The sequence below is a fragment of the Serratia sp. AS12 genome, assembly GCF_000214195.1.
Taxonomy (GTDB): Bacteria; Pseudomonadota; Gammaproteobacteria; order Enterobacterales; family Enterobacteriaceae; genus Serratia; species Serratia plymuthica.
This window is the reverse complement of sequence record NC_015566.1, coordinates 432,642-444,228: the sequence shown is the minus strand read 5'-3', so window position 1 is coordinate 444,228 and position 11,587 is coordinate 432,642. Positions and strand designations below refer to the sequence as shown.

Genomic DNA, 11,587 nt, shown 5'->3' with positions numbered 1-11,587 from the left:
ACCGTTTTACTGTCGCCGTAAACAGGCGCATTCTTCGCTTTTGGCGCTCAAAATACTGCGTTAAGCTGACACTTAATCTCAATATGCAGCTTATTGTGGGCAAAGTTGCGGTTAGATACAACCGAACCGCTGTGTCTTGGGCCAATTCTTACTGTGACAACAGGAGTCAACCGTGGTGCCATTTTTTGATAAAACCCAAACCGTCGACAAGGCGAACGCACTGCCTGGCCGCACGACGCCGATGCCGGTTGCGACGCTCAACGTGGTCACCGATCATTCGATGACTCACGTCCCGGATGGCATGGAAGTGGCGATCTTCGCCATGGGTTGCTTCTGGGGCGTCGAGCGCCTGTTCTGGCAACAACCGGGCGTCTACAGCACCGCCGCAGGCTACAGCGGCGGCTACACGCCAAACCCGACCTACCGCGAAGTGTGCAGCGGTCAAACCGGCCACACCGAAGTGGTGCGCGTAGTGTTTGATCCGAAAATCGTCAGCTATAAGCAGCTGCTGCAGGTGTTCTGGGAGAACCATGACCCGGCGCAGGGCATGCGTCAGGGCGGCGACGTCGGTACTCAGTACCGTTCGGCGATTTACACGCTGACGCCGGAACAGCAGCTTGAAGCCGAAAGCAGCCGGCAACGTTTCCAGCAGGCGATGGATGACGCCGGCGACAAGCGCACCATTACCACCGAAGTCACGCCGGCACTGCCGTTCTACTATGCCGAAGACGACCATCAGCAATACCTGTATAAAAATCCTGAAGGCTATTGCGGCCTGGGCGGGATCGGCGTTTGTCTGCCGCCACAAGGCTAACCTACTATTTTTTAACCGCTGGCGGCCCCTGTGGGGCTGCTGCTATACTGTGCGGGGTCGCATTTGCGGCCCTGATTTTTGATAAAGCTCTGGCGGGCGCGAGATGCGGCCCCCTGCAATTCTTTTTTTACAAGGTACGACCCTTCCTCAAGAGCGCCGTCATCCCGTCGGCACGTATGGATAGAATATGTTAAACAGTATTTTACTGATTCTTTTTCTGATCGCCGTGAGTGCGTTTTTCTCACTGTCGGAAATATCTCTGGCTGCATCACGCAAGATTAAACTGAAAATGATGGCTGACGAAGGTAACGTCAACGCCGCCAAGGTGCTCAAACTGCAGGAAACGCCGGGCCTGTATTTTACCGTAGTGCAAATTGGCCTGAACGCCGTGGCCATCCTCGGCGGTATCGTGGGCGATGCGGCTTTTTCTCCGACGTTCAAACTGCTGTTCGATCGTTTTCTGTCACCGGAACTGGCGGAGCAGGTTAGCTTTATCTGTTCGTTCGTGTTGGTGACCAGCCTGTTTATCCTGTTCGCAGATTTGACCCCGAAGCGCATCGGTATGATTGCACCAGAGACGTTCGCCGTCCGGATCATCAACCCGATGCGTTTCTCGATCATGCTTTTCCGGCCGCTGGTGTGGTTCTTCAATGGCATGGCAAACCTGATCTTCCGCCTGTTCAAGCTGCCGATGGTACGTAAAGACGACATCACCTCCGACGACATTTATGCGGTGGTGGAAGCCGGCGCCCTGGCGGGCGTGCTGCGTAAACAGGAACATGAGCTGATCGAAAACGTGTTCGAGCTGGAATCGCGTACCGTTCCCTCTTCGATGACTTCGCGTGAAAGCGTGGTTTACTTCGATCTGCGCGAGAGCGAAGAAAGCATCATTCAGAAGGTCTCGACCCACCCGCACTCCAAGTTCCTGGTGTGCGATGGCAACATCGATCAGGTGGTTGGCTACGTCGACTCCAAAGACCTGCTGAACCGCGTGCTGGGCAACCAGAGCCTGGTACTGAGCAGTGGCGTACAGATCCGTGCGGCACTGATCGTACCCGACACCCTGACGCTGTCTGAAGCGCTGGAAAGCTTTAAAACTGCCGGCGAGGACTTTGCCGTTATTCTTAATGAGTATGCGTTGGTGGTGGGCATCATTACGCTGAATGACGTAATGACCACGCTGATGGGCGATCTGGTGGGCCAGGGCCAGGAAGAGCAGATCGTGGCGCGTGACGAAAGTTCATGGCTGATTGAGGGTGGCACGCCGATCGAAGATGTGATGCGCGTGCTGCACATTGACGAGTTCCCGCAGGCGGGCAACTACGAAACCATTGGCGGCTTTATGATGTACATGCTGCGCAAGATCCCGAAACGCACTGACTTCGTTAAGTACGCCGGCTATAAATTTGAGGTGGTGGACATCGACAGCTACAAGATTGATCAGTTGCTGGTGACTCGATTGAGCGACAAACCTGCCGCGGTGCCGCCAAAAGCGCCGGGGGACAACTCCCCAGCCTGACCCCTGCCGGCAAAAACGTCAGCGGCCCCATCGGGGCCGCGATAATTGGGGCTTTTGCAGGTACACAAAATTTACCCTATGAATTTCAAATTGCAGAAAACAACGCTGCCGCTTGAAATACGACGGGTATAGCGCATTAACCCATCTCAGATTGCAGCAACAACACCTGCCGGTTCACCTCTGACATCACACTGAAGTGGCGCCTGTCACGAATTTTCGGTATCAGGATTTTCCCTTCGTCGAACTCGAACGCGCCTACATCTTTGATATACAGCCGGCCACGAAACAGGGTCTTTACGTACTTCGCCACTTTCAATGGGTTATAACGCTGGAAGATTCTCATTCTTTTACTCTCCTCCGTTTGGTCCATGCGCTCAGCGAGCCGCCAAGGTGGCAGCCTCTAAAATAAGAACGCAACTTGATTGCCATGTAGTAGACCTAGTAAAGACCATATCGTTCACTTCCGCTTGGTCATCTTCACTGGATTTACACTTTTTGACAGAATTGTATATGATAATATATAACTTTCTCAGTATATCCCTTCAAAATAAAGGTATTACCTCCCAGAAGGAAAAACTGCGATCCGGCTAACAGGACAGACCTCCGATCACCGTCTATGCTTTAGGCTGTTGGGTGCTGTCGGCACCGTCCCCTTCCAAGGAGAAGGCATGAAAAAAAGTAGCATGCTCATTGTATCCCTGCTGTTTGCTCCCCTTTTGGCCTCTGCGCACAACTTCCAGCTCCAGCAACGCGTCGCGCCGGTCGGCGTCAGCGATAAGGGAGAGTTAAATTACGCTAATGATAAGTTTAGCTATAAAAACTGGAATAGCGCACAGCTCAGTGGGAAAGTGCGAGTGATCCAGCATATTGCCGGCCGCAGCTCCGCCAAGGACATGAACGACCCACTGATAGAAGCGATTAAAAAAGCTAAGCTACCGCACGAACGTTACCAAACGACGACAATAGTCAATACCGACGACGCCCTGCTCGGCACCGCGATGTTTGTTCGCAACAGCATTGAGGGCAGCAAGAAAGAGTTTCCGTGGTCGCAGTTTGTGGTCGACAGCAACGGTAACGTTCGCAAAGCCTGGGATCTGCAGCCGAAGGGGTCAGCCATTGTGGTGCTGGATAAACAGGGCAAGATCCAATTCGCCAAAGACGGCGCGCTGACGCCGGAAGAGGTGCAGCAGGTCATGACCCAACTGCACCAGCTCCTGAACTGAATCAGAACAGCGAAACCCGGAAGCCGGGGTTGAGGAAAGATTCACGCGGCGTATAAAGCAACGGCTGGCCCTTCCAGTCGTGGATCTGCGCCCCGGCAGCCACCGCGACGGCATGGCCGGCGGCGGTATCCCAGATATTGGTCGGCCCAAAACGCGGATAGAGCTGCGCCTTTCCTTCCGCCACCAAACAGAACTTCAGCGATGATCCGACAGAAATAGTCTGATGCTCGCCCAGTTGGTTCAGGTAATCCTTCAATTCTTCATCGCTGTGGGAGCGGCTCACCACCACCAGCGGCGGATGGGCGTTGCTGACGCTGATCGCCTGGCGTTGTCCTTTCTCTTCTTTCCAGGCTTTACCGCGCTCGGCCAGGTACAACACGTCGATCGCCGGTGCGTAAACCACGCCCATTACCGCCTGGCCGTCTTCAATCAGCGCGATGTTGACCGTAAACTCGCCGTTGCGGTTGAGGAATTCCTTGGTGCCGTCCAGCGGATCGACCAGCCAATAACGCGTCCAGTTCTGACGCACCTCCCAGGTCGGCGGATCTTCCTCCGACAGCAGCGGCACGTCCGGCGTTAACGCCGCCAGCCCACGTTTGATAATATGATGCGCCGCCAGATCGGCCGCCGTCACCGGTGAATCATCTTTTTTCTGCGCGACATCAAGCGGTTGTTCACCGTCATACACCGCCATGATTGCCGCCCCCGCCTCGCGGGACAGTTGGCAAATTTGCTCTAACATCATTCACCTCAGATATGCAGTTCCGTGGGTCATTTCCCCTTCCTCATTGCTAGCAGCCTAGTTTTTTTTGCATGGAATATCCATCACAACGGTTTAACCACCGGTATTTACTCAAGTCTTTGCCGTCACAACTGTGACATTTCCTGCGTTACCTCGGTCAATTTTCTGCCACACTTCACAGTTTGGTGAGACAACCAATGTTAATTACATGTCTCTCTGCGATAAAACTCAAATAATGGAAAGGAGAAAGCCAAAAATGATGAAGCGTCCGCTGACGTTGTCCGCCCTCGCTATGCTGGTTTGCGCCTCAACGCAGGCGGCAACGGTCGATCTGCGTGTACTGGAAACCACCGACCTGCACAGCAACATGATGGACTTCGATTACTACAAGGATAAACCGACCGATAAATTCGGTCTGGTGCGCACCGCAAGCCTGATCGAGCAGGCAAGTCAGCAGGCCACCAATGCGGTGCTGGTGGACAACGGCGATATTATTCAGGGCAGCCCGCTGGGCGACTATATGGCGGCCAAGGGGCTGAAGCCGGGCGACGTACACCCGGTATACAAGGCGATGAATACGCTGAATTACGTGGTCGGCAATATTGGTAACCATGAATTCAACTACGGGCTGGACTACCTGAAAAACGCCATTGCCGGCGCCCAATTCCCGTATATCAGCGCCAACGTGATCGACGCTAAAACTCAAAAACCGCTATTCACCCCTTATATTATCGTCGATACGCCGGTAAAAGACCGTGACGGCAAGAAACATACTTTACGCATCGGCTATATCGGCTTCGTCCCCCCGCAAATTCTGGTGTGGGATAAAGCCAATCTGCAAGGCAAGGTGACGGTTAATGACATTACCGAAACCGCCAAACGCTACGTGCCTGAAATGCGTAAACAGGGCGCAGACCTGGTGGTGGCAATCCCGCACTCCGGCCTTTCCAGCGAACCCTATAAGGCCATGGCGGAGAATTCGGTGTACTACCTCAGCCAGGTACCGGGCATTGACGCCATCATGTTCGGCCATGCCCACGCAGTGTTCCCGAGCAAAGACTTTGCCGCTATCAAAGGCGCAGATATTGAAAAAGGTCTGCTGAATGGCATACCGGCGGTCATGCCGGGCCAATGGGGCGATCACCTCGGCGTGGTAGACCTACAACTGAACAACGACTCCGGTAGCTGGAAAGTGGCCTCCGCCAAAGCGGAAGCGCGGCCGATCTACGACAAAGAAAACAAGAAATCGCTGGCAGCGGAAGACGCGGCGCTGGTGAAAGTGCTGGCAGAGGATCATAAAGGCACGCGAGACTTCGTCAGCCAGCCGGTCGGCAAGTCTGACGACAACATGTACAGCTATCTGGCGCTGGTGCAGGACGATCCGACGGTGCAGATCGTCAACAATGCGCAGAAGGCCTATGTCGAGCACTACATTCAAGGCGATCCGGACCTGGCTGACCTGCCGGTGCTGTCAGCCGCAGCGCCGTTTAAAGTCGGCGGACGCAAAAACGACCCGGCCAGCTTCGTGGAAGTGGAAAAAGGCCAGCTCACCTTCCGCAACGCTTCCGATCTCTATCTCTACCCCAACACGCTCGTGGTGGTGAAAGCCAGTGGCAAAGAGGTGAAGGAATGGCTGGAATGCTCGACCGGGCAGTTCAATCAGATCGACGTCACCAGCAACAAACCACAAGGCCTGATTAACTGGGACGGCTTCCGCACCTATAACTTCGACGTGATTGACGGTGTGAATTATCAGATCGACGTCAGCCAACCGGCGCGCTACGACGGCGAATGCCAGTTGATCAATGACAAGGCCGAACGCATCAAGCAGCTAACGTTCAAGGGCAAGCCGATCGATCCGAACGCCACTTTCCTGGTTGCCACCAATAACTATCGCGCTTACGGCGGCAAGTTTGCCGGCACCGGCGACAAACACATCGCCTTCGCGTCGCCGGACGAGAACCGTTCGGTACTGGCGGCGTATATCGGTGCCGAGACTAAAAAACACGGCGCGGTACGGCCGCAGGTGGACAATAACTGGCGCCTGGCGGCATTCAGCAGTACACAGCCGCTGGATATCCGCTTCGAAACGTCACCCAGTGAGAAAGCCACTGCGTTTATCAAAACGCATGCGCAGTACCCGATGAAGGCTGAGGGCACGGACAGTATTGGTTTTGCGGTTTATCAGATCGATTTGAGCAGTAAATAAGCACCAGGCCGAGGGAAATACCTTCCCTCGGCTACCTACCCCTTTTTCTCTCTGGCGCACCCTTTAAATTGCATTTAAAATGCATGTTATAAAATTCCTTCATTTAAAGAGGCACTACCATGGATTACCGCAATCAATCCCTCGGCGCACTCGCCATCGCCATTCCCCGGGCATCCCGCCTGTTTCGTCTGAACGATCTGGATTATTGCTGTGGCGGCAAGCAAACGCTGCAACGCGCCGCCGAGCGCAAAGGGCTGAATATCGACCGGCTGGAAACCGAGCTGGCCGCCCTCGCCGCCAAACCGGAACAAACCCGCGACTGGCGCACTGCGCCGCTCGACGAAGTGATTGACCACATTCTGCCGCGCTTCCATCAACGGCACCGTGAACAGTTGACCGAACTGGTGCTGATGGCAGAAAAGGTTGAGCGGGTACACGCAGATAAGCCCACCTGCCCGCGCGGCCTGGCTAAACAGCTGAACCTGATCCGGCTGGATTTGGAAAACCACATGATGAAAGAAGAGCAGATCCTGTTCCCGATGATCAAACAGGGCATGGGGCGCCAGGCCGCCGGGCCGATCTCGGTGATGGAGCATGAGCATGACGAAGCGGGTGAACAGCTGGAGGTGGTGAAGTTTCTCACCCATAACGTGACGCCACCGGAAGGGGCATGCAATACCTGGCAGGCGCTGTATGGCGGCATCGACGAGTTCATCGACGACCTGATGGAACACATCAATCTGGAGAACAACCTGCTGTTTCCACGTGCGCTGAGCGGCGCATAAAACAAGGGCGCCATTAAGGCGCCCAGAGAAATCTGTTATTGAATTACAGAATTTCCAACAGCTCGACGTCAAACACCAGCGCGCTGAATGGCGGGATGGATGCGCCGGCACCGCGCTCGCCGTAGGCCAGATCGTGCGGGATATACAGCTGCCATTTGGAGCCGACCGGCATCAGGGTCAGCGCTTCGATCCAGCCTGGGATCACGCCGCTAACCGGGAATTCTGCCGGTTGGCCGCGCTCTACGGAGCTGTCGAACACGTCGCCGTTAATCAGACGACCGGTGTAATGCACGCGCACGCGATCCTGACGGGACGGGATTGGGCCATTACCCTGCTCCAGCACGGAGAACTGCAGGCCGGATTCGGTCAGCGTCACTTCGTCACGCTTGGCGTTGTCTTCCAGGAACTGCTGACCTTCAACGGCCATTGCCTGTTGGCGCTCACGACGCACGGCATCCGCACGCTCGTGGATTTCACGCAGTGCACGGTGCACTACGTCTACCGGAACCGCCGGGGCATTCCCTTCCAGCGCGTCGCGCAAACCTGCCAGCAAAGCTTCCGGTTGTAAACCTTCCAGACCGGACTCTTGCAACTGCTGGCCGACCTGTAAACCAATCCCGTAACTTGCTTGCGCTTCAACGCTGTCAAAAGAAGGGGTTGTCATGGGGTTTTCCTTTAGTCTGTAAAAAGTCGAAGGCGCAGCATAACAGTGCCGGAAAGCCGGGTAAAATCTTGTGTGGAGAATGATGACTTTTGTCGTAGAAAAAGAAACAATGGCCCCCTGTTAACGCCCGTTCCCGCGATCCCAGGCTCATCGCCTGCCGCGACAGCCATTGAATTGCTGCTGCCTTTCACTTCAAACAGTTAGCGGACTATACTGAAAGCAGGAAATCGGGCCGGCGGTACACCATGTTGTACTGTGGCATTTTTACGCAGTTGAAGAGAGGTCACCATGGGCAGAATCTCGCCCAGGAAAAGGAAAACCACCCGTATCTACCAGCCGTTGCTGCGCACCTGGCTGAACTTCAGCCAGCGCCTGAAACCTGGCCCTGCGCCAGAGGCGGCAGAAGATCCGGATTCAGAGCAACCGCCGGTAAACGGCAAAGGAGAGGGAATCAAAGCGTTACTGCTGAAGATCTGGCACCTGCCGGACAGCTTCGGCTGGATGGAACCGCTGCCTTATTTCCATCGTCGCTGGACCCTTATCTTCGGCGTGATTCTGCTGTTGGCGCTGTTATGGCCTTACTCGTCAGAGAAGCAGCCATTCCCGGTCACCCAGCAGGGCAACGGCATACCGCTGCAGGCCGATCTGCAAGATAACGGCCAGCAGCAAGCGGCCGAACCGGAACCTGCGGGTAATTGGCAACGCTACCAGATCCAGCCTGGCCAAACGCTGGCGCAGTTATTTCGCGATAACAGCCTGCCGGTGAACGAAGTCTTCGCCATGGCGCAAGTGGAAGGGAGCGACAAGCCGCTCAGCAACATGAAGGTAGGTCAGGAAGTGCGTATCGAACGTGATGCCAACGGCGTGATTATCGCGCTGTCGGTCACCACCGCAGACAATACCCAGGCCCTGTTCCGCCGTCAGGCCGACGGCGGCTATCGCCGCGAGCGGTAATCCGCCCGTTGAGCCAACAGGAAGTCACGCAGCACCACGCCCTGGTTGTGCTGTGTGTCTTTACTGCCGTACAGCAAGGTCAAGGCCTGCCCCTGCCGCAATAACGTCACCAGCGGCTGCCAGGCTTCGTTTTCCGCCAGCTGCAACCGGTAGCGGCGTTCAAACTCTTCCCATTGATCGACGTGTTGATGAAACCACTGCCGCAGTGCGTTATCCGGCGCAACCTGCTTCAGCCACTGCACGCCCAGTAACCGTTCCTTGCTAACCCCGCGCGGCCACAGCCGATCAATCAGGTAGCAGTTCTCCGGCGCCGGACCGGTAAAGTCATAGACGCGCTGTAAATTGATGTCGGCCATTTACTGCTTCTCCTCACCAAGGGTAATCGCAGGGTAGCGCGTTTTACCGGGCGCAGAAAAGCAAAACGCCAGCGCAAGGCTGGCGTTTTAACTTGGCTGGCAGGAGCGATTAAGCTTCTGCAACCACAACTACATTCAGCTTAGCGAACACGTCGCTGTGTACCTGGAACTCAACTTCATGTTCACCAGTGGTACGCAGAACGCCGTTCGGCAGACGAACTTCGCTCTTGGCAACTTCAACGCCTGCCGCAGTAACTGCGTCAGCGATGTCGCGGGTGCCGATAGAGCCGAACAGTTTACCTTCGTCGCCTGATTTAGACGCGATGGTTACTGAACCCAGTTCGTTGATCTTGGTTGCGCGAGCTTCAGCAGCAGTCAGAACGTTAGCCAGTTTGGCTTCCAGTTCAGCACGACGTGCTTCGAAGAACTCTACGTTTTTCTTGGTAGCAGGAACAGCTTTGCCCTGTGGTACCAGGAAGTTACGGGCGTAGCCCGCTTTAACGTTAACCTGATCACCCAGGCTGCCCAGGTTTGCTACTTTATCAAGCAGAATAACTTGCATTACCTTATCCTCTTAAAGTCGTTAATAGACAGCGGCCGATTACTGATGACGATCAGTGTATGGCAGCAGGGACAAGTAGCGAGCACGCTTGATGCAGCGAGCCAGCTGACGCTGGTATTTTGCACGAGTACCGGTGATACGGCTCGGGACAATTTTACCACTTTCGGTAATGTAGTTTTTCAACGTTGCGATATCTTTGTAATCAATCTCAACAACGCCTTCCGCGGTGAAACGGCAGAACTTGCGACGACGGAAATAACGTGCCATTAGGCTAGTCTCCAGAATCTATCAATTCAATCTGCTCGGCATGCAGAACCAGTTTATTCAGCCCGTTGCGCCCTTGATGGCAGCTAACGAAGCCTTGCACGGTTATCTGACTGCCGACCGTTAATCTTTGAGTTAGTGCTTGTGACTGTTGTCCACTGACAACCACGGGCATTCGGCACCATGCTTGTCTGCTAAATCCGGCTTCCACCTGCTGCGAACGGTGCTCTAGCACAAACTGGCAGTGGGGGATCCCGGAAGGACTCACCTTTCGAACCGGCGCCTTGCACACAGTGCCCGACAAAACCAGACGATTAGACGTCACAGCAGCAATTACTCTTCAGAATCCCCAGCATCTGCATCATCTGAGGTTTCGTTAGCGAAGTCTTCGCGGCGATCGCCACGACGTTCGTCTTTCGCTTTAACCATCGGAGATGCTTCAGTTACCGCGTGCTTAACGCGCATAACCATGCTGCGGATAACGGCGTCGTTGAAGCGGAAGTTTGTTTCCAGCTCATCGATCGCTTCCTGCGGAGCTTCAACGTTCAGCAGAACGTAGTGGGCTTTGTGCAGTTTGTTGATCGGGTAAGCCAGTTGACGGCGGCCCCAGTCTTCCAGACGGTGAATCTGACCAGCAGCGTTAGTGATGGTAGCACTGTAACGCTCGATCATGCCCGGAACCTGTTCGCTTTGGTCAGGGTGGACCATAAAAACGATTTCGTAATGACGCATCGAATTGCTCCTTACGGATTATTCAGCCTCCTGTCAGGGTCAACCGTGGCCCATGGAAGCAAGGAACGTGTATGTGTGTACGGCTGAAAAAATGACGCGTAATCATACTTGCGGAGGTTGAAAAACTCAAGGACAGCGTGAGGTTTATTATCGGCAATGCGAGGCCAATGCAAAAATAGCACGATTTGCTCTCTGCGGAACCTATGTATGCAGATCCATCAGTTCCAAAAATCTTTCAATGAAATCATCATCGACGCATAAGTTTTATTCATTTTTTTTGATAGAGGCTATCAAAACCACACACTTTTTAATCCGGCCGGAAGGTCTAAAATTGTACTTATCCGCCGCAGACAGCGCGACGAAAAAGATTTGAAGTTATTCAATGTATATAAATAACTTTTTGCTGCACTGGCACCCGCTGTCAGGCCGTTGAAGCAAACGGTTAAGAGAGGCAATATGAAACGCATTACCATCGCCACCGCCATTGCTTTACTGTTTTCCGCCAACGTCATGGCCGCCACCGAAATCACTTCGCATGAGGCCGACCAGCGCCAGAGCGTCGGTTTCGTGACTCTAAACCAGAACGTGGTATCGCCGGATGACGCCACCAGCCAGGTGAGCAAAATAGCCGACCAGCGGGGTGCCACCGCCTACCGCATCATTGCCCTGCATGAGCCGGACAGCAACAGCACCCTTCACGTCAGCGCCGAGCTGTATCGCTAAGCGAAAATGCAGCACCAGGGAACGAAGCCGCGCCAACAAG

General features: G+C 54.6%; 15 protein-coding genes. 7 read left to right on the top strand and 8 right to left on the bottom strand.

The window, feature by feature from the left end:
* The first annotated feature begins 172 nt into the window (after positions 1–172).
* Entirely contained in the window at positions 173–814 is a 642-nt protein-coding gene (gene msrA / locus SERAS12_RS02060) for a peptide-methionine (S)-S-oxide reductase MsrA (protein WP_013811260.1), read from the top strand.
* Positions 815–1,001: 187 nt separating this feature from the next.
* On the top strand, positions 1,002–2,333 hold the full coding sequence (locus tag SERAS12_RS02055) for a hemolysin family protein (RefSeq protein ID WP_013811259.1): 1,332 nt from the start codon (positions 1,002–1,004) through the stop codon (positions 2,331–2,333).
* A 136-nt stretch (positions 2,334–2,469) separates the two neighbouring features.
* On the opposite strand, the gene SERAS12_RS02050 is transcribed toward SERAS12_RS02055, so the two are convergent.
* Positions 2,470–2,676 (bottom strand): DUF1107 domain-containing protein, encoded by a 207-nt coding sequence (locus SERAS12_RS02050; RefSeq protein ID WP_004952776.1) that lies wholly within the window; start codon positions 2,674–2,676, stop codon positions 2,470–2,472.
* A gap of 325 nt (positions 2,677–3,001) precedes the next feature.
* Between SERAS12_RS02050 and SERAS12_RS02045 the strand changes: the two genes are divergently transcribed.
* A complete protein-coding gene (locus tag SERAS12_RS02045) occupies positions 3,002–3,556 on the top strand; it encodes a YtfJ family protein (protein ID WP_013811258.1) in 555 nt (184 codons plus the stop codon).
* Between the two features lies 1 nt (position 3,557).
* On the opposite strand, the gene cysQ is transcribed toward SERAS12_RS02045, so the two are convergent.
* A complete protein-coding gene (gene cysQ / locus SERAS12_RS02040) occupies positions 3,558–4,298 on the bottom strand; it encodes a 3'(2'),5'-bisphosphate nucleotidase CysQ (protein WP_013811257.1) in 741 nt (246 codons plus the stop codon).
* 256 nt (positions 4,299–4,554) lie between these two features.
* On the opposite strand from cysQ, the gene SERAS12_RS02035 reads away from it, so the two are divergent.
* Positions 4,555–6,507: a bifunctional 2',3'-cyclic-nucleotide 2'-phosphodiesterase/3'-nucleotidase gene (locus SERAS12_RS02035; RefSeq protein WP_013811256.1), complete on the top strand. Its 1,953-nt coding sequence runs from the start codon at positions 4,555–4,557 to the stop codon at positions 6,505–6,507.
* 119 nt (positions 6,508–6,626) lie between these two features.
* Entirely contained in the window at positions 6,627–7,292 is a 666-nt protein-coding gene (gene ytfE, locus SERAS12_RS02030) for an iron-sulfur cluster repair protein YtfE (RefSeq protein WP_013811255.1), read from the top strand.
* A 43-nt stretch (positions 7,293–7,335) separates the two neighbouring features.
* Here the strand turns inward: ytfE and fklB are convergent, their stop codons facing one another.
* The gene (gene fklB, locus SERAS12_RS02025; RefSeq protein WP_004952760.1) at positions 7,336–7,956 is read right to left on the bottom strand and encodes an FKBP-type peptidyl-prolyl cis-trans isomerase; all 621 of its coding nucleotides are present in this window, start codon (positions 7,954–7,956) and stop codon (positions 7,336–7,338) included.
* Between the two features lie 288 nt (positions 7,957–8,244).
* On the opposite strand from fklB, the gene SERAS12_RS02020 reads away from it, so the two are divergent.
* On the top strand, positions 8,245–8,910 hold the full coding sequence (locus SERAS12_RS02020; RefSeq protein ID WP_013811254.1) for an OapA family protein: 666 nt from the start codon (positions 8,245–8,247) through the stop codon (positions 8,908–8,910).
* Here SERAS12_RS02020 and SERAS12_RS02015 read toward each other — a convergent pair.
* From SERAS12_RS02015 to rpsF, 5 genes are all read right to left on the bottom strand, one after another.
* A complete protein-coding gene (locus SERAS12_RS02015) occupies positions 8,892–9,266 on the bottom strand; it encodes a DUF488 domain-containing protein (RefSeq protein WP_013811253.1) in 375 nt (124 codons plus the stop codon). The two genes, SERAS12_RS02020 and SERAS12_RS02015, sit on opposite strands and share 19 nt — an antisense overlap.
* 109 nt (positions 9,267–9,375) lie before the next feature.
* Positions 9,376–9,828 (bottom strand): 50S ribosomal protein L9, encoded by a 453-nt coding sequence (gene rplI, locus SERAS12_RS02010; protein WP_013811252.1) that lies wholly within the window; start codon positions 9,826–9,828, stop codon positions 9,376–9,378.
* A gap of 39 nt (positions 9,829–9,867) precedes the next feature.
* The gene (rpsR, locus tag SERAS12_RS02005) at positions 9,868–10,095 is read right to left on the bottom strand and encodes a 30S ribosomal protein S18 (protein WP_002210155.1); all 228 of its coding nucleotides are present in this window, start codon (positions 10,093–10,095) and stop codon (positions 9,868–9,870) included.
* A 4-nt stretch (positions 10,096–10,099) separates the two neighbouring features.
* A complete protein-coding gene (gene priB, locus SERAS12_RS25240; RefSeq protein WP_004952746.1) occupies positions 10,100–10,417 on the bottom strand; it encodes a primosomal replication protein N in 318 nt (105 codons plus the stop codon).
* 8 nt (positions 10,418–10,425) lie between these two features.
* Positions 10,426–10,824: a 30S ribosomal protein S6 gene (gene rpsF / locus SERAS12_RS02000; RefSeq protein ID WP_004952743.1), complete on the bottom strand. Its 399-nt coding sequence runs from the start codon at positions 10,822–10,824 to the stop codon at positions 10,426–10,428.
* A gap of 456 nt (positions 10,825–11,280) precedes the next feature.
* Here rpsF and SERAS12_RS01995 point away from each other — a divergent pair, with 456 nt between their 5' ends.
* Positions 11,281–11,547 carry a DUF1471 domain-containing protein gene (locus SERAS12_RS01995; protein WP_013811251.1) on the top strand — a complete coding sequence of 89 codons (267 nt, stop codon included), beginning with the start codon at positions 11,281–11,283 and terminating at the stop codon, positions 11,545–11,547.
* Positions 11,548–11,587 lie beyond the last annotated feature (40 nt).